This window comes from Streptomyces sp. NPDC028298 (assembly GCF_055565895.1).
This window is the reverse complement of sequence record NZ_JBVHTL010000006.1, coordinates 36,522-58,801: the sequence shown is the minus strand read 5'-3', so window position 1 is coordinate 58,801 and position 22,280 is coordinate 36,522. Positions and strand designations below refer to the sequence as shown.

The window sequence follows — 22,280 nt, the reverse complement described above, 5'->3', positions numbered from 1 at the left end:
CACTACGACGGAGCGGTCGCCGATTTTATTTCTGTCACTTCTGCAGGTCCTGGCAGTCCTTGCAGCGGCCGAAGATGGCGAAGTGCTTCATCTCCGTCTCGAAGCCGAAGGATTCCCGGAGCTTGGCGGTGAACTCGGCGGCGACCGAGACGTCGGCCTCGATGACGTTCGAGCAGTCGCGGCAGACGAGGTGGATGTGGTGGTGCCGGTCGGCCAGGTGGTAGGTCGGGGCGCCGTGTCCCAGATGGGCGTGGCTGACCAGCCCGAGCTCCTCCAGGAGCTCCAGGGTCCGGTAGACCGTGGAAATGTTGACCCCCGACGCCGTCTTCCTCACTTCGCCGAGGATGTCGTCGGGGGTCGCGTGCTCCAGGGTGTCCACTGCTTCGAGGACAAGCTGGCGCTGAGGCGTCAGCCGGTAGCCGCGCTGCCTGAGGTCGCTCTTCCAATCGGTGCTCACCACACTGGAAGTCTAGGACCATTCCCGTGGAGGCCGCCCTGGGGAACGGCAGGGCGGCCCGGGAGCGCGCGGCGGGGTCCTACTTGAAGAAGGCGATCCCGTCGTCCGGCATGTCGTCGGGCAGGGCCTTGGCCCAGCGCTCGACGTCCTCCGGGGTGACGACCTTCTTCAGGTGGCCGGACATGTAGGGGCGCAGCTCGACCTCGGGGGTCTGCTTCTCGCCGACCCACATGAGGTCGCTGTTCACGTAGCCGTACAGGCGCTTGCCGCCGCTGTAGGGGCCGGAGGCGGCCGTACGGGCCACGGCGTCGGTGACCAGGTCGATCTGCGGCTTCTTGTCGGCGATCTCGCCGTACCAGATCTCGACGACGCCGTCGTCGCGGGTCATCACGACCTCGACCTTGCGGTCGGCGTCGACGCGCCAGAAGCCGGTCTCCGTCTCCAGCGGCCGGACCTTCTCGCCGTTCTCGTCGAGCACCCAGCTGTGCGAGCGGTATTCGAGGAAGTCCCGCCCGTCGTGCGTGAAGCTGACCTCCTGCCCGAAGTTGCACTTCTCGGAGCCGGGGAAGTCGTGGACACCGACTCCGGCCCAGTCGCCGAGCAGGAAGACAAGGGGGACCAGGTCCTTGTGGAGGTCCGACGGGATCTCGATCATGAGCTGAACAGTTCCTTGGTGGGGGTCAGCGCTGGCCCTGGTACAGCTTCTTCACGGTCAGCGCGGCGAAGGCGAGCACGCCGACGCAGACCAGGGCCAGCAGGGTTTCGAAGAAGATCTCCACGGGGTGCTCCTCGATGAGCGGAACGGGTCCCCGCTCGGGCACAGCCGAGATGGGGGAGTACACAAAAGGCCGGGCCCCAGCTTACGCGGCTGGGGCCCGGCCTTCTCTTCCAGGTGGGTCCCTCCGGACCCGTCGCGCTCAGCCGAGGAGTTGGCTCTGCAGGACGACGGTCTGCTGGAAGGGGATCTTCCGCGCGCCGCCCTTGCGGGACTGCACGACCAGGGCGAGGGTGTCCCCGGCCACCAGGTACGCCTGCCTGACCTGCTCGGCGCCGTACGGCTTGGCCTCCTCGTACACGTAGTGGGGGACGTTCTCCACCTGGGTGGACTGCGGGAGGCTCTCGTCGCTGTGCACGTCGGCAGCGCCCCGCAGCGCGAAGTTCGGGCTGTCCCAGCTCGTGAGCTCGTCCTGCTGGAGCGTGTCCACGATGGTGGCGGAGTCGAACCGGAGCAGATAGATCCGGGTGTGGGTGCCGTCCGGGCTGGTCCAGCCGCGTGCCGCGATGTGCCGCAGGGCGTAGTCGGTCAGCAGCCGGCCGACGTGATCGCGGTCGTCCTTCGAGGCGTACGCGTCGAGGAAGTCCTTCTTCGCCAGCCAGCCGTCCGTACCGCGCAGGTCCTTGTCGGCCTTCGCGCCCTCGGGAACGGGCAGCAGGAGCTTGCGCAGGTCGGCGTAGTGGACGTTCGCCTTGTTCGTCTCGGCGAAGGCCCTCGGGCTGCCCGACGGCAGCGGGGGCAACTGGATCTCGGGGTAGTTCCAGCGCCCGTCGGACGCGGTGGCGAGGCCCGGGACGTCGGTGCGCCGCATGTCGGTGATGCCGTACGCGGCGGCTGCGCCGACCGTCGCGAACACCACGGTGGCCGCGGTCCAGCGCAGCACGGCACGAAGGATCCGGCGGTCCTTCTTGACCCGGGGTGCCGCCACGAGCGGCTCGGCGGGCGCTTCCCCGGCTGCTGCCGGCGCCGCCTCCGGGACTGTTTCCGGGACTGTTTCCGTCGCTGTCTGCGTGGCTGCATCCACGACGGCTTCCGGCGACGCTTCCACGGATGCCTTCGGGGCTGCTTCCGGGGCTACGTGCGGCGAAGCGTTCGGTGCCGCTTCCACGGCTGCCTCCGCTGCGGTTTCCACGGGCGCCTCCGGGGCGTCGGGCGTGGCAAGGTTCTCGGTCATACGGCCTCCCCCGGGTCCGTGATCCGGTCGAGCTGGGCGGCCAGGAAGCGCGTGACGGTCGGGCCGTCGAGCGGCTTGATGCCGGAAACGGTGGCGCTCACCAGGACGTCGCCCACGTACGCGGAGCAGAACATCATGTCGAGCTTCTCGGTCTTGTCCTTGGGCGGCAGGAAGCACCCGGCGTTCTTGTGGCCCTCGATCTTCGGGCCCTTGCGGAAGATGCCGAGCGATTCGAGCAGCGCGTTGTGCGACTTGGAGATCTCCCGCACGGTCCGCTGGTTCTCCATCTGGGACAGCGTGATGCTCGCGGTGAAGGTCTGCTTCTTGTAGACCGCGTACGAGTCCGCGCTGGCGTAACTGCGCATGACCACACCCTTGATGTGCTCTTCGTCGATCTCCTTCTCCAGCCGCCGCCGCTGGGTGCGGGGCAGGTCGCGGAGGGACTCCTTGCGCAGCGCGGTGGCCTGACGGCCGTTCAGCTCGGCGTCGTTGCCGAACTCGCCGAGGTCGGGACCGGGCGTGTAGGCCTTGTCGAAGGGCAGGAGCATGCCGGCGAGGCCCTTGGCGGACTTCGCCTCCTGGTCCTTGGCCTTCGCGGGCTTCGGGAAACGCCAGGTGGGCGCCCCGGGATCGCGGTCGGCGGCGTTCACGGTCGCGGAGGTCCAGCCGACCCCGCCGACGACGGCGGCGACGAGCAGGACGGCACCGGAGACGGCGACGACACGGCGGGCACGCAGCCGCTTCCTGGGCGCGACGACCTCGCCGACGGCCACGTCGACGGCCTCACCGGAGGACTCGGCGACGCCCTGAGCGGGGTCGGAGCCCGGCGCGGGGGCATCGGCGGGGGTCTCGGCCGGGGTCTCGGTGGAAGTCTCGGCCGGGGGCTCGGCGGAGGTGACGGGAGACTCGGCGGAGGCTTCGACGGGGGCCTCGGCCTGGGCTTCGACGGAAGTCTCGGCCGGGATCTCGGAGACGCCCTGCGCGGGGTTCCCGGTGTCACCCTCGGCGCGGACCTCGGCAGGGACCTCGGTGGGGTTCTCGGTCGGGTTCTCGCTCACAGTCGTCCCACCTGCCGCTTGGCCAGATCCATGATCTTGTCCTTGGAGATCGGCCGGGTGTCGTAGACCCAGATCTCCATGGCGATGTCGCCGCGCCAGGCGTGCGCCTCCGCCGAGTACACGGGGAGATAGCCCGGCTTCGTCTCGGGACGGGTGTGGACGTACGCCATACCGTCACCGGTGCCGGGGACGGACCAACTGCGGGTGCCGCCCTTCTTCTCCGCCCAGTAGTAGTTGTTCTCGCTGTCCTCGGCGGCCTTCAGGCTCTCCTCCTGGCGGAACTGCACCAGGCGGATCTCCACGGTGTACGTGCTGCCCTGCTGCCAGCCGACGACGGCCGCGCGGCGGAACTGGTCGTTGATGAGGTCGGGGAAGATCTCGGCCGGCTTCTTGTAGGACTCCGCGTAGTCCGTCAGGTCCATCCAGCCGTCGTTGCCCACCCAGTCGGCGCTCTTCGCGCCCTTCGGCCGGCTGATCAGCAGCTTGCGGAGGTCGCCGTTCGTCTTGACACGGTGGTCCTGGGCCGCGGACAGGGGCTCGGGGCCGGGACCCTTCGCCTGGTTCAGCACCGGCTGCGACAGCGAGGGCAGCCGGGTCGGCTCGCGGTGGGCCTGGACCACGAATCCGGTGCAGGTACCGGCGACGAGGCCGAGCACGGCGGCCGTGACGATGAGCAGAGTCGTACGACCGCGTCGGCGGGGCCTGGGCCCTGACGGAGCGTCCGCCGTCGTAGCCGGATCGACAATCGGCGCGCCATCGGACACGCTCGGTCTTTCCGGTGATTCGGATCCTTCGGGTACTACCAAGACGTCCCCCCACAGAAGGTGAAGCACGGATTCCATATCCGCGCACAGGAGACCCATGGCCCCCACACGGGGTTGCACCGGCGTTGATCACGATTCGGACTACGATGGCGGCCATGGCGAACAAGCTCGTGATCAAGGTGACGGCGGGGGCCGACGCCCCGGAGCGCTGCTCACAGGCGTTCACCGTCGCCGCGGTGGCCGTGGCCAGTGGCGTCGAGGTCTCCCTCTGGCTGACCGGCGAGTCCTCGTGGTTCGCGCTGCCGGGCCGCGCCGCGGAGTTCGAGCTGCCGCACGCGGCACCGATGCCCGATCTGATCGACTCGATCCTGGCGGCCGGGCGCATCACCCTGTGCACCCAGTGCGCGGCCCGGCGCGACATCACGGAGAAGGACGTCCTGGAGGGCGTGCGGATCGCGGGTGCGCAGGTGTTCGTGCAGGAGGCGATGACGGACGGGACGCAGGCGCTGGTCTACTGACCGCCGCCCGGCTCCCGGAGCGGGCGCTCCCGCCGGCGGCCGCCGTCGCGGGCCGCCGCCGACCCGCTCGCCCGTGCCGTCAGCCCCGCCGACGTCGCGTGCGCGTGTCCACCCAGAGGCAGAAGGGGTGGCCCGCCGGGTCGAAGAGCACCCGTACGTCGTCCTGTGGCTGGTGCTCGGCGAGCCGGGCGCCCTGTTCCACGGCGCGGGCGGTCTCCTCGGCGAGGTCGTCGACCTCGATGTCGATGTGCAGCATCATCCGCTGGTCGCCGGGGCCCGCGGGCCACACCGGCGGCGTGTAGAGCGGCTCGGTCTCGAAGGCGAGCCCGATCCCCTCGAACGGCGGCCCGATGAGCACCCAGTCGGGCTCCTCCGACCGCACCTCGTACCCGAGCAGCCTCCGGTAGAAGTCGGCGAGTTCATGGGCGTCGGGTGCGTCGAGCACCACGGTGGACAGCCTCGTACGCGACATAGACGCCTTTTCCGCTCCTGCTGCTTCCTACTGCTGCCGCCGCTTCTTGCCGTCCAGTTCGTCCCACCACTCGTCGGACTTCGGGTCCCCGGACGGATCGTCCCACCATCGGTCCTCGGGCCCCCGCCGGTTGGCCACCATCGCGGCCACCGGAGGAATCAGCATGGCCACCACGCACATGGCGACGGCCGCGGGAACCGACCACAGCCGTACGACCGACCACGCGAGGACGAACAGCACGATGCACGTCCCCATCATGGCGAAGTACTGATGCCGCCTGCGCGCGTACATACCACCAGCGTAGGCCCGGACAACCCGTCCGGCGCAGTGCCGGACGGGCCCGGAGGCGGCGGACGAGCCGGGCGGGCCCGGAAGCGGACGAGCCGAAGGGCCGCACCCCGATCCGGTAAGCGTCCAACCCCCGGGGGTGCGGCCCTTCGGCCGTTCAGTCGACTGCCGTCATGGACGGCGGTCCGCCGTTCAGACGGCGATCGCGACCTCGGCGAGGCCGCCCGTCTGGGCGACGACCGTGCGGTCGGCGGTGCCACCGGGCACCAGCGCGCGGACGGTCCAGGTGCCCTCGGCCGCGTAGAAGCGGAACTGGCCCGTCGCGGAGGTGGGGACCTCCGCGGTGAACTCGCCGGTCGAGTCCAGCAGACGGACGTAGCCCGTCACCGGCTCGCCGTCGCGGGTCACCTGACCCTGGATGGTGGTCTCACCGGGCTTGATCGTCGAGGCGTCGGGGCCGCCGGCCTTCGCTCCACACATATTTCGATTCCGTCCTTCAGGCCTTGGGGGTTACTTGTTGGCGCCGAGCTCGATCGGCACGCCGACGAGGGAGCCGTACTCGGTCCACGAGCCGTCGTAGTTCTTGACGTTCTGCACACCGAGGAGCTCGTGCAGCACGAACCAGGTGAGCGCGGAACGCTCACCGATGCGGCAGTAGGCGATCGTGTCCTTGGCGAGGTCGACCTGCTCGGCGGCGTAGAGCTCCTTGAGCTCGTCGTCCGACTTGAAGGTGCCGTCGTCGTTGGCGTTCTTCGACCACGGGATGTTGCGGGCGCTCGGGACGTGGCCCGGACGCTGCGACTGCTCCTGCGGAAGGTGCGCCGGGGCGAGCAGCTTGCCGCTGAACTCGTCGGGCGACCGGACGTCGACCAGGTTCTGCGAGCCGATCGCGGCGACGACGTCGTCGCGGAAGGCGCGGATGGCCGTGTTCTGGGCCTTGGCCTTGTACGAGGTGGCGGCGCGGTCGGGAACCTGCGAGCCGTCGACCAGGTCGCGGGAGTCGAGCTCCCACTTCTTGCGGCCGCCGTCGAGCAGCTTCACGTTCTCGTGGCCGTAGAGCTTGAAGTACCAGTAGGCGTAGGACGCGAACCAGTTGTTGTTGCCGCCGTAGAGGACGACCAGGGTGTCGTTGCCGATGCCCTTGGCCGAGAGGAGCTTCTCGAAGCCCTCCTGGTCGATGAAGTCACGGCGGACCGGGTCCTGGAGGTCCTTCGTCCAGTCGATCCGGATGGCGTTCTTGATGTGGTTCTTCTCGTACGCCGACGTGTCCTCGTCGACCTCGACGACCGCCACGTTCGGGTCGTCCAGGTGGTCCTGGACCCATTCGGCGTCTACCAGGACGTCGCTGCGGCTCATGCTCGTTCTCCTCCGGGGCAGTTGCGGCGGGGTGGTGCGATGGAGAGGCTGCGCGGTGCGGTGCTGCATGCCGGTGAGGGCTGCGCGGCGCAATGGTGGCCCGGACAAGAGAGGTCCAGGGGCCCGGCTCGCGGAAGACGGGAACGCTTCCGCTCAGAAGGTGCGACAGAGCATGGCGGCGACGCGGCACAGGTCTACTGCCCGCCGCTTCGTGAGATCCGCCTGTCGCTTCATGGGTCCGATCGTAGGGACGGACAGGCGGGCATGTCACCGGTGTGTCGGATATTGAGACGCGATCGTCCGCACTGTGAAACGAACATGCCGTCGGGGCCCGTCCCGCACGGATTCCGGAGGGCTCCGCCGGTCACCGCACCGCCCGCCATCTGCGGTACGGACGGGGCCGTCTCGCCTTTCGGACAGCACCCCTCGCGCCGAGACCACGACCGGCCCGGCCGGGTCCCGTCACGGGTCCGGCCGGGTTCATCACCGGTCCGTTCAGGCCTCCTACCGACTACCCGACCAGCCGGACGTCCGAACCCTTCACCGAGATCTCGACCCCGTCGTGAGCCGCCTCGACCTTGTCCAGCTTGATCCCGCCGGGAAGCTGTTCGATCTTCTGCTCGAAGTCGGTGATCGAGCGGATCCGGCCCTCGGCGAGCTGGACGCCCAGCTTGGGCAGGGAATCGGCGTGCACCTTCACGGTGTCGCCGGAGACGGACACGGAGCTGAGCACCGAGAGGGTCTTGGACGCCTTGGAGCCGGGGACGGTCAGCTTCACGGCGACCTTGACCTTGCCGTTGCCGCCGTCGGAGAGGCCCGTGACCTGGGTCTTGATGCCGAACCCGACGTCCAGGGGCTCGGGCTTGGCGGCCTTCAGCAGTTCGGCGTACGAGATCGACGCGGTGCCGGTGGCGCTGCCGGCGGTGGCGGAGCTGTAGTCGCCGCTGAAGGCGACACCGTGCATCTCGGCGTTGAGGTCGTCGATGCGGATCGTGCCCGCGGAGGCGCCCGTCCCGCCCGTGGACGCCTGGTAGTCCTTGATGCCGACCTTCACATCGTCGAGTTCGCCCGAGGCGACCTGGGTGAGGAACGGGAAGCCCCCGATGGACACGTCGGGAGTGGACGCGAGGCCCTCGCTGGTCTTGATGCGGCCCGCCGCCTCGTCCTCCGCGAACCAGACCGCCACCCGGTCGGCCAGTACGAACAGTCCGCCGAGAACGACTAACAGAACCAGGGTTATTCGCAGTGCGCGCATGCTCGTTGTTCCCCTACCTGGGACGGCCCCGTCTGGACGGCCGAGTGGCCACCGGACGCGAGCCTAACCCCGAAGGGCCCCCGATTCGGGGGCCCTTCAAGGTAGTTGTCGATCACCTGTGACGAATCGGCGCGGCCCCAGGACCGCGGACGGCCGCCCGCTCCGCCGGTCAGCCCAGGGCGCGGCCCAGCAGGTAGACCGCCGGGGCGGCCGCGGCCAGCGGCAGCGCCACGCCCGCGGTGAAGTGGACGAAGCGGGAGGGGTAGTCGTAGCTCGCCACCCGGTGGCCGATCAGCGCGCACACGCCCGCGCCGAGACCGAGGAAGGCGCCGTGCGTGCCCAGGTCCGTCATCCCGCCGACCGCGATGCCGGCGCCGGTGGCGGCCAGCAGCGCGACGACCACGGAGGCCGCCGTGGGCAGCGGCAGCGCGCGGGCCAGGATCGCGACGGCCACCGCGGCCGCGCCCACCGTGACGGCGTCCGGCTCGGCGGCCAGATGACCGGCCGCGATGATCGCCAGCGCCGCGGAGACGACGGTCGCCATCAGGCCGTACATGCGGGTGTCCGGGTCGGCGTGGCTGCGGAGCTGGAGCACGAGGGTCAGCAGGACCCACACGCCGAGGGTGCCGAGGATCGCGGCGGGCGCGTTCTCCCGGCCGGCGGCGAGCAGCGCCACGTCGGCGGTCACCGCGCCCAGGAAGGCCAGCGCGATGCCCTGCCGGGCGGGCCACATCCCGTTCAGCCGGAACCAGCCGGCCGCGGTGACGGCCTGGAGCAGGACGAGCGGTACGACGAGCGCGTACTCCCCGATCGCCGCCGTCCCGGAGAGCAGCAGCGCGAGCAGCGCGGTCAGCGCGGCCGGCTGGATCCCGGGCTCGATGATCGGCGACCGTCCCTCGGCGCGGGCGCGCTGCGCGTCGGTGATCCGGCTCTGGCCGGTGACCGTGGCGGGCCCGTAGGCGACGTCGGTCCCGTCGGCGTTCTCGGGCAGGGTCCCGCCGTCCCGCGCGGTCCCGCCGGGGCGGGAGGGGTCTCCCGGGCCGCCGGCCGGCGCGTGGGCCGGGTTCCACGGCTGCGCCGGGGCCTCGGGGGGCAGGGTCGCTCCCGCGGCGCCGTACCCCTGGGGCTCGCCGAAGCCCTGGTACCCCTGCGACGGGGGCAGGTAGGAGGTGTCGGCCTCCTGGACCGGGGCCTGTGCCTGCGTCTCCCAGGTCCGCCCCTCCCACTGCTGGGTGTGCTGCGGCCAGTCGGCGTGCTGCTGGGGCTCCTGGGACTGGTGCTGCTGTGCTTGCTGATAGGGGTCGTACGCCTCGCGGCGACCCTCGTACGGCTGGTTGCTCATCGTCTCGCTCACCCTCCTGCGAACGGCGGGAGCACCTCGACCGTGCCGCCCTCGGCCAGCCGTACCGTCTCATGCCCGCGGGTCCCCACGGGATCACCGTCGATCAGGAACGAGCATCGCCGCAGGACGTGGACGAATTCGCCGGGGTGTCGTTCGCGGGCCGCGTCGAGTGCCTCGGCGAGCGTGCCGGCGTCGTACGGCTCGTCGCCGACGCCTGCAGCGGCCTTGGCGGCGGCCCAGTAACGCACCGTGCCCTTTGCCATCTCGTTCCTCAATCAGCGATCTGGTGTGTGGTGTCCGCGCACCTGTTTGCGTGAACCCCGCCAGGCTAGGCCACGTGGGCGGCGGCCCAGTCGCGGATGCGGGCCAGCAGGGCGTCGGGGGCGGCGTTCTCCGCGTGGCCCATGCCGTGCTCCAGCCACAGCTCGGCGTGCCCGGCGGAGGCCTCGGCCAGCATGCGCGGGTGGTCGACCGGGAAATAGCCGTCCCGGTCGCCGTGGACGATGAGGAGCGGGGTCGGGGCGATGTGCGGGACGCACTCGACCGGGGACGCCGGCACCGGATCCCAGTCACGGTGATGGATCCGGGTCCGCAGACCGACGCGGCCCACGATCCGGCCCTCCGGACGGGTCACCAGCCAGTGCACCCGCCGCATGGGGGCCGTACCCCGGTAGTACCAGCGGGCCGGCGCGCTCACCGAGACCACCGCGTCCGTACGCGCCTGCGCGCGCCCCTCGTGCTCCCGGGCTGCCGCCGGTTCACCGCCCGCGGCCTGCGGACCCTTCTCCCCGTAGAGCGCCGCGTGCCGCAGCACCACCGAGCCGCCCATCGAGAAGCCGACCGTCACGATCCTGGTGTGCCCGAGTTCCCGCGCCCAGGCGACGGCGGCCGCCAGATCGAGGACCTCGCGGTCGCCGACGGTGGAACGGCCGCCCGATCCGCCGTGGCCGCGGAAGGAGAAGGTGACCACCGCCCCGCCGCGGGCGAGGACGCCGGCCGCCCGGCGGACGTGCGGACGGTCCAGATCGCCCGTGAATCCGTGTGCGACGATGAACGCAAGGTCACCGGACGACTCCGTTCCGGGGTCGTAGGCCGCGTCGATGTCCACCCCGTCGGCCGTACGCAGAAACCTCCGCAGAGGGGTGCGCGCCGCCGTCTCAAGGCGTGGACTCTTGAACGAACGCGTCATGTGACCTGCCGGACCTGGGCTCATGTGGGCTATTCTGCTGGGCATGAGGACTCGGGCAGAGTAGCCCCCGGGTCCTTTTGTGCTTTCAGAAGCGTTGTATACGAAGCGGGAAACCGCAGGTGTACGGGCCGCGAAGGCGCGGCGGATCCCGGAGGCGCGGGAGCCGTCATGTACAGGGCAGTGCCGCAAACGTCCTCGCAGGGACCGAGGAGGAACCAGACGTTATGGGCGAGCGAACCGTGCACGAAGGCAGGACGACCCGGGTGGGTGAGGCTCGATGAGCTCTCTCCTGCTCCTGACCAACGCCCTCCAGCCGTCGACGGAGGTGCTTCCCGCGCTCGGCCTGCTGCTGCACAACGTGCGCGTGGCTCCGGCGGAGGGCCCGGCCCTCGTCGACACCCCCGGTGCCGACGTCATCCTGATCGACGGACGACGCGACCTTCCCCAGGTCCGCAGCCTGTGCCAGTTGCTGCGCTCCACGGGACCCGGCTGTCCGCTCGTCCTCGTCGTGACCGAGGGCGGCCTCGCGGCCGTCACGGCCGACTGGGGCATCGACGACGTACTGCTCGACACGGCGGGTCCCGCCGAGGTCGAGGCACGGCTGCGGCTCGCGATGGGCCGCCAGCAGATCGTCAACGACGACTCCCCGATGGAGATCCGCAACGGCGATCTCTCCGTGGACGAGGCGACCTACAGCGCCAAGCTCAAGGGCCGGGTCCTCGACCTCACCTTCAAGGAGTTCGAGCTCCTGAAGTACCTCGCGCAGCACCCGGGCCGCGTCTTCACCCGCGCCCAGCTCCTCCAGGAGGTCTGGGGCTACGACTACTTCGGCGGTACGCGCACGGTCGACGTCCACGTACGCCGTCTGCGCGCGAAGCTCGGTCCCGAGCACGAGTCGCTGATCGGAACCGTCCGGAACGTCGGTTATCGATTCGTTACGCCGGAGAAGGTGGAGCGCGCCGCGGACACCGCGAAGGCCAAGGCGGCCCAGCCAAAGCCGGATGATGCGGACGAGACGGCGCGCCCGGACGGGACCGCTCCCACGCAGGCCGCCGAGCAGCCCCAGGAAGCTGCCGTACGCCCTGCCCAGAGGTAGGTCCATCCGCGTAGACTCCGCGCGTGGCCAAGGTGACTAGGGATGATGTGGCGCGACTGGCGGGTACTTCCACCGCCGTCGTCAGCTATGTCATCAACAACGGACCCCGGCCGGTTGCCCCGGCCACGCGCGAGCGCGTTCTCGCCGCGATCAAGGAGCTGGGGTACCGGCCCGACCGGGTCGCCCAGGCCATGGCCTCGCGGCGGACGGAGCTCATAGGCCTGATCGTGCCGGACGCGCGCCAGCCCTTCTTCGGGGAGATGGCGCACGCGGTCGAACAGGCCGCCGCCGAGCGCGGGAAAATGGTCCTGGTCGGCAACTCCGACTACATCGCCGAGCGCGAGGTCCACTATCTGCGCGCCTTCCTCGGCATGCGGGTCTCCGGGCTGATCCTCGTCAGCCACGCGCTGAACGACCACGCGGCCGCCGAGATCGACGCCTGGGACGCCCGCGTGGTGCTGCTGCACGAGCGCCCCGAGGCGATCGACGACGTCGCCGTCGTCACCGACGACATAGGGGGCGCCCAGCTCGCCACCCGGCACCTCCTGGAGCACGGCTACGAGTACGTGGCCTGTCTGGGCGGTACGGCCGAGACCCCCGCCGTCGGCGACCCCGTCTCCGACCACGTCGAGGGCTGGCGGCGCGCCATGCAGGAGGCCGGCAAGCCGACCGAGGGACGCCTCTTCGAGGCCCCGTACAACCGCTACGACGCCTACAAGGTCGGCCTGGAGCTGCTCGCGGGACCGCACCGGCCGCCGGCCATCTTCTGCTCCACGGACGACCAGGCGATCGGTGTCCTGCGCGCGGCGCGCGAGCTGCGCATCGACGTGCCGGGACAGCTCGCGGTCGCCGGGTTCGACGACGTCAAGGAAGCGGCTCTGACCGACCCCCCTCTGACAACGATCGCATCGGACCGCTCGGCGATGGCCCGCGCGGCCGTGGACCTCGTCCTGGACGACGGACTGCGAGTGCCCGGCTCCCGCCGCGAGCGGCTGAAGCTGTTCCCCTCGCGCCTGGTGGTACGGCAGTCCTGCGGCTGCGAGTAGCCCGCCCCCGGGCGGCGGCCGTCCGCGGCCACCGCCCCGCCCCACGCCTTCTCCACCCGCACACAGAGATCCCCGCGGCCCTGACGGGACGCGGGGATCTCTGTGTGCGGGTGCGGGCCGAAGGGGCCCGGCAGGCCTCTGGAGCTATAGGCCTAGAACAGCAGGTTGTACTGGTTGAAGCCGGTGCCGAGGCTCTTGCGGGTGCCGAAGAGGCTGCTGGAGGCCTTGTTGGTGCCCGGGTAGAGCCACAGCGTGCCGCCCGAGTCGCGGGCGATGACGTCCGCGATGCCGTCACCGGTCACGTCGCCGTTGGCCACGTACGAGGTGAAGTTCCAGCCCGTACGAGCCTGGATGCGCGCCGAGAACGGGGTCTTCTCGACCTGCGTGCCCCGGTAGAGGTACAGGACGCCCGAGCTGTTGCGGACCAGCAGGTCGGCGCGGCCGTCGCCGGACAGGTCGCCGTGACCGAAGATCTTGACGTTCTTCCACGCCCTGTCGACGATCTTGACGCGGCCGTAGAACTGGCCGGTGCCCTTGCCCGGGTAGAGGTAGACCGAACCGTCGGAGTCCACCGCGACCAGGTCGGGGCGCGAGTCGCCGGTCAGGTCGCCGGGGATGGCGTACGACTTGTAGCCGCCCCACACCGAGCTGATCTGCATCCACTCGAACTCGCCCGAGCTGTGGTTCATGTAGCTGCGGTAGAGCTTGCCGTCGCCCTTGTCCCGCATGATCAGGTCCTGGTAGAAGTCCCGGTCCAGATCGGCCTGGAGGACCCAGCTCGCGTTCTGCCAGCCGTTGCCCTGGTAGGCGCGGGCGGCCAGCGAGGTGCCCTTGCTGTCCTGCTCGAACAGACCGCCGGACGGCGTGCGCTCCAGCAGGTCGGCGCGGCCGTCGAAGGTCAGGTCGGCGTCGTCGATGCGCGGCTGGGCCGCCCAGGTGTACGAGGACACCTTGGTGAACACCGGGTAGGCGCCCTTGGCGGTGCAGCCGGAGACGCCCCACGAGACGATGCCGATGATCTTGCCACCGAACATCACCGGGCCACCGGAGTCACCGTTGCACGGGCTCTTGGTGCCCTCGTCGACGCCGGTCGCCGGGGTGCCCGCGCAGAACATCGAGCCCTCGATGAAGTCGTCCTCGCCGAGGACGGTGTTCATCGCGCTGTTGCAGGTCGAGTCCGACACCAGCGGCAGGGTGACCTTGCGCAGGTTCGCCGACAGGTCGGCGTCCGCGGCGCCCGAGGTCAGGCCCCAGCCGTAGACGGTGGCGGAGTTGCCGGCCTTGTACGAGGCGCTGTCGCCCGCGGCCGACAGCTTCGCCCACTGCTGCTCCAGCGGACGGTCCAGGGTGAGGACCGCGACGTCGTTCTGGAGGGTCGAGCCGTCGAAGTGCGGGTGGTTCCACTGGCGGTAGACGCCCGCGACGGTGCCGTTGGTGGTGTCGAGCAGACCGGTGGCACCGGCGACGACCGCGCCGTTGTCCACCCAGTCCAGACCCGCGACACAGTGGGCCGCGGTCAGGACCTTGTTCGGGGCGACGAGGGTGCCGCCGCAGAAGTAGCCGGTCCCCGCCGCACTGTCGTAGTAGGAGAGCTGGACCATCCACGGCGCGGAGGAGATCGTCGTCTCGCTGCCGCCGATGATGAACGGCGTCTTCTTGGGCGCCGTGCCGGGGGTCGCCTGGGTCTTGGCGGCCTCGACGACGCGGTGGCGCAGCTCCTTGTCGGAGGCGGTCGGCGCGGGCGCCGCCGTGGACTGGGCGACGCTCGCGTCGGGCAGTCCGGCCGGGTCACCGGCCGCGGAGGCGGGCTGTGCCGCGATGGCGCCGGCGCAGGTCAGCGCCAGCGCGAGAGCGGCCGTCGGCAACGCCGTGGCGGGGCGTCTCCAACGGGCGCGCAGAGCAGGTATCACTAAGGACTCCTGGGTGTGGGTGCGTACATCTCTCGTCAGTGGCCCGAGAAGGGCGTACGACGCACCGGCCCGACCGTCGACGGCAATCGCTTGCATCGACATCGGGCGTAACCGCGGAGCCCCCCTCCGGCCCGGGAATCGTAGGCCTCACCGATCTCTGGGCACACGGCCTTCACAGGGGTCGGAGAAGTGTTCGCCCCCGGCGTTCCCGGACATCGCCGACGCGCAACCCGCCGTTCACCGGAAGGGGACGGAACCACGCACGGTGCGCGACCGGGCACACGCCGGAAGCGCTGTCTGTACGGCCGCGGAGACACCATTCGCCGGGCGCGGCGCGGACGACGGCGGACGCATCCGGCGAGTGACCCGGCGACGGCGAAAACATCCGGCGAGCGCGCACAGACCGTTCTCACGGTGCCCGCAGGCGTCTCCCGGCCGGCTCACAGAAAGCGTCTTTATATCGGGCATACGAGGTTCTGTCGGGCTTCTCAGAGGCCACTCAGGGAGCTCTCATGATCGGGGGACAGTCTTTTTTCATGACCGAGAGCTTCCGCCGTAGCGGCGAGTACCCCCAGGGCGACCACCACGGGTCCGCGTACCCGGAGCAGCCGTCGCACCCCTCCTCCCCCGTGAACCCCGAGTGGCCCCCGCCCCCGGCGTACGACCCGGCCGGGCCGGTCCACGTCGAGCCGGGCACCACGGTGTGGCCGGGCTCCGGCTCCGGCTCCGGCCACGGCGGCGGGGGTCACCCGGCCGGCCCGTACGCCGGCCACCCCGAGCACGACCCCGCCGGCACCACCGCCGCGTTCGCCACCGTGGCCCCCGGCCACACCGAGCCCCCCGCGAGCCCGGCCGGAAAGCGGCGCGCCAAGGGTCCGTTCGCCCTCCTCGCCGCCGTGGCGATCGTCGCCGCGGCGATCGGCGGCGGCACCGCGTACGCCTTCCAGGAGCTGACCGGCAACGACACCGTCGCCACCTCCAGCACCACCAGCGCCAACGTGGTGCCCACCAGCCAGCGCGGCACCGTCTCCGGCGTCGCCAAGGCGGTCAGCCCGAGCATCGTCGAGATCGGCGCGACCTCGAACGCGGGCTCGTCCACCGGCTCGGGCGTGATCATCACGACCGGCGGCGAGATCATCACCAACAACCACGTCGTCTCGGGCGCCTCCGAGATCAAGGTGCAGCTCGACGACGGCAAGTCGTACGCCGCCACCGTGGTGGGCACCGACAGCAAGAAGGACCTCGCGCTGATCAAGCTGGACCACGCGCCCTCCGGCCTGAAGCCCGCGACACTCGGCAACTCCGACGGCGTCCAGGTCGGCGACCAGGTCGTGGCCATCGGCTCCCCCGAGGGCCTGACCGGCACCGTCACCAGCGGCATCGTCTCCGCCCTCGACCGGGACGTGACCGTCTCGACCGACGAGAGCCAGAGCCAGAGCCAGCAGCAGGACGGCGGCAACGGCCAGTGGCCGTTCGAGTTCGGCGGCCGGCAGTTCAACGGCGACACCGGCTCCTCCACGACGACGTACAAGGCCCTGCAGACCGACGCCTCGCTCAACCCGGGCAACTCCGGCGGCGCCCTCATCGACATGAACGGCAACATCGTCGGCATCAACTCCGCGATGTACTCGGCCGCTTCGGACTCCTCGTCCTCCTCGTCGAGCGCGGGCAGCGTCGGCCTCGGCTTCGCCATCCCGATCAACACCGTCAAGTCCGACCTGGCCACGCTGCGGGCCGGCGGTTCCGACAGCTAGCCGGGAGGTCACCATGATGATCAAGAGCGTCCAGCACACCGCCGCCGCGGGCGACGCCGCCGCACTCGGCCTCGCCCTGGCAATCGCCCGCGAACTGCACCCGCCCGTCCGGCGTGCCCCCGAACTGGCCTCCGCCGTGTCCCGGCCCGCCCGGGGCCGGACCTCCGCCCGCCGCCGCACCGTGCGCAGCTGATCCATTCCGGCACGGCCAGGAACGTGCAAGGCTGAAAGCACCGGATCACCACTCATACCACCCGAGGAACCCGACGCCCATGAGCTCCGCCGAAGGCGACCGTGACACCCAGCGCATCCTGATCGTCGACGACGAGCCGGCCGTGCGCGACGCACTCAGGCGCAGCCTCGCCTTCGAGGGATACGACACCGAGGTCGCGGTCGATGGCGCGGACGCCCTGGAGAAGGCGACGGCCTACCAGCCCGACCTCGTCGTCCTCGACATCCAGATGCCGCGCATGGACGGCCTCACCGCGGCCCGCCGGATGCGCGGCGCGGGCACCACCACGCCCATCCTCATGCTGACGGCCCGGGACACGGTCGGCGACCGCGTCACCGGGCTGGACGCCGGGGCGGACGACTACCTCGTCAAGCCCTTCGAGCTCGACGAACTCTTCGCCCGTATCCGCGCGTTGCTGCGGCGCAGCTCGTACGCGACAGCCGCCGGCGCCGTCGTCGAGGACGACGCGCTGACCTTCGGCGACCTGCGCATGGACCTGTCGACGCGCGAGGTCACCCGTGCGGGGCGGCCGGTGGAGCTGACCCGCACCGAGTTCACCCTGCTGGAGATGTTCCTGGCCCACCCGCGCCAGGTCCTCACCCGCGAGCAGATCCTGAAGGCCGTCTGGGGCTTCGACTTCGAACCGTCGTCGAACTCCCTCGACGTGTACGTCATGTACCTGCGCCGCAAGACGGAGGCGGGCGGAGAGCCGCGCCTGGTCCACACGGTGCGGGGCGTGGGGTACGTGCTGCGATCCGGTGGCGCGGAGTGATGCCACGCTTCACCTCACTGCCGTTGCGCTCCCGGCTGGCCCTCCTGGTGGCGGCCGCGGTGGCCTTCGCGGTGGCGGCGGTCTCGGTGACGTGCTGGTTCATCGTCCAGGGGAAGTTGTACGAGCAGGTCGACACTCAGCTTGATGACGCACACTTCAGGTTGACCGAACCTCAGATCACGGCGCTGCTCGCATCCTGCCCGAAGACCGTGGCAGGCACTTCCGATGCCATGCGCCCCAGGGACTACTACGTACAGGTGGTCAAGCCGAACGGCACGGCATGCGTGTTCAGCGACTCCGCCGGTGTCGTGAAGACCACGGAACAGGACAAGGGCGTCGCAGCGAACCCTGATCAGGGCACACAGACGTTCCACAACACCACTGACACGAGTGGCGACGATGTCCGAGTCATGACCTCACCCCTGGTGATCGGGTTCGGCCCCGGCGCCCAGCTCTACCCGGACGTGGCGCTCACAGTCGGCGTATCTCTTCAGGACACCCAGAAGACCCTCAACGACCTCGCCCTCGTCCTCCTGCTCGTCGGCGGCATCGGAGTGGTCGGTGCCGGAGCGGCCGGGCTCTGGGTCGCGCGGGCCGGGCTTCGGCCGGTGGACGAACTCACCGAGGCCGTCGAACACGTCGCCCGCACCGAAGACCTGACCATCCGCATCCCCGTGGACGGGGACAGCGACGACGAGATCGCCCGGCTCTCCCGGTCCTTCAACTCGATGACCGCCTCCCTCGCGAGCTCACGCGACCTGCAGCAGCAGCTCATCGCCGACGCCGGACACGAACTGCGGACCCCCCTCACCTCCCTGCGGACGAACATCGAACTCCTCACCCGGAGCGAGGAGACGGGCCGCCCGATCCCCCCGGCGGACCGCAAGGCGCTGCTCGCCTCGGTGACGGCGCAGATGACCGAACTGGCGGCGCTGATCGGCGACCTCCAGACGCTGTCGCGCTCGGAGGCGGGCCCCACGGCCGACCGGGTGGAGGTCGTGGCCCTGCAGGACACCGTGGAAGCGGCCCTGCGCCGGGCCCGGCTGCGCGGCCCGGAGCTCACGATCACGGCCGAGCTGGAGCCCTGGTTCGTCCGGGCGGAGCCCTCCGCCCTGGAGCGGGCGATCGTGAACATCCTCGACAACGCCGTGAAGTTCAGCCCCGCGGGCGGCACGATCGACGTCCGGCTGAAGGACGGCGAGCTGACCGTGCGCGACCACGGCCCCGGCATCCCCGGTGACGAACTCCCGCACGTCTTCGACCGCTTCTGGCGTTCCCCGGACGCCCGGGCCCTGCCCGGCTCGGGTCTCGGCCTGTCCATCGTGGCCCGCACGGTCCAGCAGTGCGGGGGCGAGGTGACGCTGAACCCCGCGGAGGGCGGCGGCACGATCGCGGCCGTCCGGCTTCCGGGAGCCCCGACCGCCCCGCCCGACACCCGCTGACCTGCTCGGTCCTGCTCCTCGGTCCTGCTCCTCGGTCCTGCTCCTCCAGCCTGCTCCTCCAGCCTGCTCCTGACGCGGGCGAGCCCCCACCCGGCCTCGGGTGGGGGCTCGCTCGTATGCGGTGCGATGTGACGCGGTGCGGGCGCGGGACCGGTCCGGCGGTCGTCCGCCGGCCCGGTCGCGCGCCTCCGGCTACTTCAGGACCGTGATCCGGTCCGCCGCCGGGACCGGGTACGGCGTCGCGGCCGAGGAGTTGGCCGTCAGGTAGGTCTCCAGGGCCGCCAGGTCGTCGCCGCCGACACGGACGTTGCCGCCCTTGCCGAGCTCGGCGAATCCGTCGCCGCCGCCCGCGAGGAAGGAGTTCATCGCGACGCGGTAGGTGGCCGCCGGGTCGATCGCCGTGCCGTCGAGCTTGACCGAGTCGGCGACGACACGCGCCGCGCCGGTCTTGGTCAGGTCGAGGGTGTAGGTGAGGCCCTTGGAGATCTGGAGGATCTTCGGGGAGGCCTCGTTGGCGCCGCTGACCTGCTGCTGGAGCGCGGTGATCACCTGTGCGCCGGTCAGGTCGACCAGGTTGACGGTGTTGGCGAACGGCTGGACCGTGTACGCCTCCCCGAAGGTCACCACCCCGTCTCCCTCGGTACCGCTCGCGGTGTAGGTGAGTCCGGCGCGGATGCCGCCCGGGTTCATCACCGCGAGGTCGGCCTCGGGGTCGACGGACTTGGCGTACGCGAGCTGCGCGTCGGCGATCAGGTCGCCGGCCTGGGACTCGGTGCCGGTGTTGCCGATGTCGCCCGCGATGTAGCCGATGGGCCGCGAGGCGACCGGCGCGGAGAGGGCCTTCCACTTGGTGACCAGCGACGTCATGTCGGCGGCCTTCGCGACATCACGCGTGACCACGTGGTTCGCGGACTTCACCGCCGTACGGGCGATGTCGCCGGTCCAGCGGTCGTACGTCAGCGTCGTGTCCGTGTACAGCCGGCCGAAGGAGGAGGCCGAGGTGACCATGCGGGGCCGGCCCGCCGGGTCGGGGATGGTGCACGCGTACGCCTGGTGGGTGTGACCGGTGATCAGCGCGTCCACGGCCGGCGTGACGTTCTTCGCGATGTCGACGATCGGCCCGGAGATGCCGTCACCGGCGCCGGGGCTGTCGCAGTCGTAGTTGTACGCCGTCGACGCGGGCGCGCCGCCCTCGTGGATCAGCGCGACGATCGACTTCACGCCCTGGCGCTGGAGCTCCTTGGCGTACTTGTTGATCGTCTCGACCTCGTCGCCGAACTTCAGGCCCTTGACGCCCTCGGCCGACACGATGTTCGGCGTGCCCTCCAGCGTCACGCCGATGAAGCCGACCTTGACGCCGTTCTTCTTCCACACCCAGTAGGGCTTGAGGATCGGCTTGCCGGTCTTCTCGTCGGTGACGTTCGCCGCGAGGTAGGGGAAGTCGGCGCCGGTGAACTTCTTGCCGCCGGCGCAGCCGTCCACCGGGTGGCAGCCGCCCTTCTGGAGCCGGGCCAGTTCCTTGGCGCCCTCGTCGAACTCGTGGTTGCCGACCGAAGTGACGTCCAGGTCGAGGCCGTTGAGCGCCTCGATCGTCGGCTCGTCGTGGAAGAGACCGGAGATCAGCGGGGAGGCGCCGACCATGTCACCGGCGGCCGCCGTGATCGAGTACTTGTTGCCCTTGCGGGCGTTGCGCAGATGCGTGGCCAGGTACTCGACACCACCCGCGTCGATGGTCTTCGTCGTGCCGTCCGCCTGCAGCTCCGTGACCCGGCCCGAGGAACCGGTCGGCGGCTCCAGATTGCCGTGCAGGTCGTTGAAGGACAGGAGCTGGACGTCCTGGTAGCGGCCGCTGCCGTGGTGGTGCGACGGCGTCGCCTCGTCCTGGTGCGCACTCGCCGGGATCGCGGCGGCCAGCGCCCCGAGGGTGGCGAGACCGGCGGCGGCCGCGAGGAGGCGATGAGTACGTCTGGACCGGATCGTGGGCGGCATGGTTCCCCCTGGAGAACGGTGAAATGGCCGAAGCGGTGTGCGGTGCGTGCGCCGAGCGGATGGTGCGTGCCCCGTGCGTCGCACATGAGCCGAGCAGGTCGTACGTGCCCGGTGCGTCGTACGTGAACCGAGCGGATGATGCGTGCCCTGGGGCCCGTGCGGACCGTGGGCGGGCTGATGAACAGCCGTGGCTTTGCACGCACTTTAGAATCAACGCGCGTAGCGCGAAAGGGGGTTAGGGGTTACGGACTGATTGCCATCACCGCACCGCGAGCCGAAAACCACGTCACCGCGGCTCCCGCCCCACCCCCTCGCCCTCCTTCCGCGAACCCGGGAAGCCCGCTCCCGGACTCCCCCGCCGAGGCACGATCCACCCTCCCCGCCGGGCCCCCGCCCGCCACGATCCGTGTCCGCGTCGCCCAACTCCTTGTCCCCCGATCGCCGGGCCGTACCCTCGTATCCATGACCAGCGACGACGCGGCGCCCTTCTCCCTCTCCCGCTCCATCGAGACCTACTCAGCGCTCTCCCCGGCCCAGGCCGAGGACGTGCTCCGGCTGCTCGTGGAGGCCGCTCACACCGATGGACAGCAGGCCGTGTCCGAGCAGGGGCGGCTCCAGCTCAAGGGCGGAAGCCGTGAGGGCGTCCGGCATCTGCTGCTGACCGTCGGCGCCGAACTGGTCGGCTACGCACAGCTCGAGGACACCGACCCGGTCGAGGCCCCGGCCGCCGAACTGGTCGTCCATCCGGCGCACCGGGGGCACGGGCACGGGCGGGCGCTCGGCTCGGCGATGCTCAACGAGTCCGGGAAGCGGCTGCGGGTGTGGGCGCACGGCGGTCACTCCGCCGCCCGGCATCTCGCCCAGGTCCTGGGCCTCACCCTTTTCCGCGAACTGCGCCAGATGCGCCGCCCGTTGGACTCCCTCGACCTGCCCGAGCCGAAGCTGCCGGAGGGGGTCACCGTCCGGAGCTTCGTACCGGGCGAGGACGACGCCGCCTGGCTCGCCGTGAACGCCGCCGCCTTCGCCCACCACCCCGAGCAGGGCTCCCTCACCCAGCGCGACCTGGACGACCGGATCGCCGAACCGTGGTTCGACCCCGCCGGCTTCTTCCTCGCCTTCCGCGGCGACGAACTCGTCGGCTTCCACTGGACCAAGGTCCACGCCGAGGAGGGCTTGGGCGAGGTGTACGTCCTCGGCGTGCGGCCCGGGGCCCAGGGCGGCGGACTCGGCAAGGCGCTGACCACGATCGGACTGCGCCACCTCGCCGCACAGGCCCTGCCCACCGCGATGCTCTACGTCGACGCCGACAACAAGGCGGCGGTCAGCGTCTACGAGCGTCTCGGCTTCGTCACCCACGAGACGGACCTGATGTACCGAACGGAGTCCTGAGC

At 70.7% G+C, this 22,280-nt stretch carries 25 protein-coding genes; 8 read left to right on the top strand and 17 right to left on the bottom strand.

Annotated features, from left to right (window positions below):
* Positions 1–34: 34 nt before the first annotated feature.
* From ACZ4TO_RS25890 to ACZ4TO_RS25865, 6 genes are all read right to left on the bottom strand, one after another.
* The gene (locus ACZ4TO_RS25890; RefSeq protein ID WP_355759844.1) at positions 35–460 is read right to left on the bottom strand and encodes a Fur family transcriptional regulator; all 426 of its coding nucleotides are present in this window, start codon (positions 458–460) and stop codon (positions 35–37) included.
* Between the two features lie 76 nt (positions 461–536).
* A complete protein-coding gene (locus tag ACZ4TO_RS25885; protein ID WP_037622373.1) occupies positions 537–1,112 on the bottom strand; it encodes a heme-binding beta-barrel domain-containing protein in 576 nt (191 codons plus the stop codon).
* A gap of 25 nt (positions 1,113–1,137) precedes the next feature.
* Positions 1,138–1,278 (bottom strand): hypothetical protein, encoded by a 141-nt coding sequence (locus ACZ4TO_RS25880; protein ID WP_382792901.1) that lies wholly within the window; start codon positions 1,276–1,278, stop codon positions 1,138–1,140.
* A gap of 96 nt (positions 1,279–1,374) precedes the next feature.
* Positions 1,375–2,160 carry a hypothetical protein gene (locus ACZ4TO_RS25875; RefSeq protein ID WP_468025339.1) on the bottom strand — a complete coding sequence of 262 codons (786 nt, stop codon included), beginning with the start codon at positions 2,158–2,160 and terminating at the stop codon, positions 1,375–1,377.
* A 242-nt stretch (positions 2,161–2,402) separates the two neighbouring features.
* Complete coding sequence (locus ACZ4TO_RS25870) at positions 2,403–3,464, bottom strand: hypothetical protein (RefSeq protein ID WP_468025338.1); 1,062 nt, start codon at positions 3,462–3,464, stop codon at positions 2,403–2,405.
* Positions 3,461–4,120, bottom strand: a complete 660-nt coding sequence (locus ACZ4TO_RS25865; RefSeq protein WP_382792238.1) for a hypothetical protein — start codon at positions 4,118–4,120, stop codon at positions 3,461–3,463. The genes ACZ4TO_RS25870 and ACZ4TO_RS25865 overlap by 4 nt, the downstream gene beginning before the upstream one ends.
* 263 nt (positions 4,121–4,383) lie before the next feature.
* Here ACZ4TO_RS25865 and ACZ4TO_RS25860 point away from each other — a divergent pair, with 263 nt between their 5' ends.
* Positions 4,384–4,746 carry a DsrE family protein gene (locus ACZ4TO_RS25860; RefSeq protein WP_468025337.1) on the top strand — a complete coding sequence of 121 codons (363 nt, stop codon included), beginning with the start codon at positions 4,384–4,386 and terminating at the stop codon, positions 4,744–4,746.
* Positions 4,747–4,825: 79 nt separating this feature from the next.
* Here ACZ4TO_RS25860 and ACZ4TO_RS25855 read toward each other — a convergent pair whose 3' ends face one another.
* From ACZ4TO_RS25855 to ACZ4TO_RS25815, 9 genes are all read right to left on the bottom strand, one after another.
* Positions 4,826–5,218, bottom strand: a complete 393-nt coding sequence (locus tag ACZ4TO_RS25855; protein ID WP_382792234.1) for a VOC family protein — start codon at positions 5,216–5,218, stop codon at positions 4,826–4,828.
* A gap of 27 nt (positions 5,219–5,245) precedes the next feature.
* The gene (locus ACZ4TO_RS25850; RefSeq protein ID WP_103552296.1) at positions 5,246–5,509 is read right to left on the bottom strand and encodes a DUF3099 domain-containing protein; all 264 of its coding nucleotides are present in this window, start codon (positions 5,507–5,509) and stop codon (positions 5,246–5,248) included.
* 189 nt (positions 5,510–5,698) lie between these two features.
* Positions 5,699–5,986: a DUF1416 domain-containing protein gene (locus ACZ4TO_RS25845; protein ID WP_054232391.1), complete on the bottom strand. Its 288-nt coding sequence runs from the start codon at positions 5,984–5,986 to the stop codon at positions 5,699–5,701.
* Between the two features lie 30 nt (positions 5,987–6,016).
* A complete protein-coding gene (locus ACZ4TO_RS25840; RefSeq protein WP_468025336.1) occupies positions 6,017–6,862 on the bottom strand; it encodes a sulfurtransferase in 846 nt (281 codons plus the stop codon).
* A 153-nt stretch (positions 6,863–7,015) separates the two neighbouring features.
* Positions 7,016–7,096, bottom strand: coding sequence for a putative leader peptide (locus ACZ4TO_RS25835; protein ID WP_350310325.1), 81 nt, complete (start codon positions 7,094–7,096; stop codon positions 7,016–7,018).
* A 277-nt stretch (positions 7,097–7,373) separates the two neighbouring features.
* Complete coding sequence (locus ACZ4TO_RS25830; RefSeq protein WP_382792227.1) at positions 7,374–8,117, bottom strand: LmeA family phospholipid-binding protein; 744 nt, start codon at positions 8,115–8,117, stop codon at positions 7,374–7,376.
* Between the two features lie 169 nt (positions 8,118–8,286).
* Complete coding sequence (locus ACZ4TO_RS25825; protein WP_382792224.1) at positions 8,287–9,459, bottom strand: hypothetical protein; 1,173 nt, start codon at positions 9,457–9,459, stop codon at positions 8,287–8,289.
* 8 nt (positions 9,460–9,467) lie between these two features.
* Positions 9,468–9,722: a MoaD/ThiS family protein gene (locus ACZ4TO_RS25820; protein WP_355759864.1), complete on the bottom strand. Its 255-nt coding sequence runs from the start codon at positions 9,720–9,722 to the stop codon at positions 9,468–9,470.
* A 65-nt stretch (positions 9,723–9,787) separates the two neighbouring features.
* Positions 9,788–10,648 (bottom strand): alpha/beta hydrolase family protein, encoded by an 861-nt coding sequence (locus ACZ4TO_RS25815; RefSeq protein WP_382792221.1) that lies wholly within the window; start codon positions 10,646–10,648, stop codon positions 9,788–9,790.
* 277 nt (positions 10,649–10,925) lie between these two features.
* Here ACZ4TO_RS25815 and ACZ4TO_RS25810 point away from each other — a divergent pair, with 277 nt between their 5' ends.
* Positions 10,926–11,744, top strand: coding sequence for a winged helix-turn-helix transcriptional regulator (locus ACZ4TO_RS25810; RefSeq protein WP_339130227.1), 819 nt, complete (start codon positions 10,926–10,928; stop codon positions 11,742–11,744).
* A 23-nt stretch (positions 11,745–11,767) separates the two neighbouring features.
* Complete coding sequence (locus tag ACZ4TO_RS25805) at positions 11,768–12,790, top strand: LacI family DNA-binding transcriptional regulator (protein WP_339130229.1); 1,023 nt, start codon at positions 11,768–11,770, stop codon at positions 12,788–12,790.
* 152 nt (positions 12,791–12,942) lie between these two features.
* Here ACZ4TO_RS25805 and ACZ4TO_RS25800 read toward each other — a convergent pair whose 3' ends face one another.
* On the bottom strand, positions 12,943–14,700 hold the full coding sequence (locus ACZ4TO_RS25800; protein ID WP_468025335.1) for a trypsin-like serine protease: 1,758 nt from the start codon (positions 14,698–14,700) through the stop codon (positions 12,943–12,945).
* A gap of 536 nt (positions 14,701–15,236) precedes the next feature.
* On the opposite strand from ACZ4TO_RS25800, the gene ACZ4TO_RS25795 reads away from it, so the two are divergent.
* The 4 genes from ACZ4TO_RS25795 (at position 15,237) to ACZ4TO_RS25780 (ending at position 18,900) form a co-directional block, all read left to right on the top strand.
* Complete coding sequence (locus ACZ4TO_RS25795; RefSeq protein WP_382792214.1) at positions 15,237–16,454, top strand: S1C family serine protease; 1,218 nt, start codon at positions 15,237–15,239, stop codon at positions 16,452–16,454.
* Between the two features lie 13 nt (positions 16,455–16,467).
* Positions 16,468–16,647, top strand: a complete 180-nt coding sequence (locus ACZ4TO_RS25790; protein ID WP_468025334.1) for a hypothetical protein — start codon at positions 16,468–16,470, stop codon at positions 16,645–16,647.
* Positions 16,648–16,726: 79 nt separating this feature from the next.
* Positions 16,727–17,458 (top strand): response regulator transcription factor, encoded by a 732-nt coding sequence (locus tag ACZ4TO_RS25785; protein WP_382792208.1) that lies wholly within the window; start codon positions 16,727–16,729, stop codon positions 17,456–17,458.
* Positions 17,458–18,900 carry a sensor histidine kinase gene (locus tag ACZ4TO_RS25780; protein ID WP_468025333.1) on the top strand — a complete coding sequence of 481 codons (1,443 nt, stop codon included), beginning with the start codon at positions 17,458–17,460 and terminating at the stop codon, positions 18,898–18,900. The genes ACZ4TO_RS25785 and ACZ4TO_RS25780 overlap by 1 nt, the downstream gene beginning before the upstream one ends.
* Before the next feature lie 192 nt (positions 18,901–19,092).
* On the opposite strand, the gene ACZ4TO_RS25775 is transcribed toward ACZ4TO_RS25780, so the two are convergent.
* Positions 19,093–20,889, bottom strand: a complete 1,797-nt coding sequence (locus ACZ4TO_RS25775; RefSeq protein ID WP_468025332.1) for a bifunctional metallophosphatase/5'-nucleotidase — start codon at positions 20,887–20,889, stop codon at positions 19,093–19,095.
* A gap of 462 nt (positions 20,890–21,351) precedes the next feature.
* On the opposite strand from ACZ4TO_RS25775, the gene mshD reads away from it, so the two are divergent.
* Positions 21,352–22,278 (top strand): mycothiol synthase, encoded by a 927-nt coding sequence (mshD, locus tag ACZ4TO_RS25770; protein ID WP_382792199.1) that lies wholly within the window; start codon positions 21,352–21,354, stop codon positions 22,276–22,278.
* Positions 22,279–22,280: the final 2 nt, after the last annotated feature.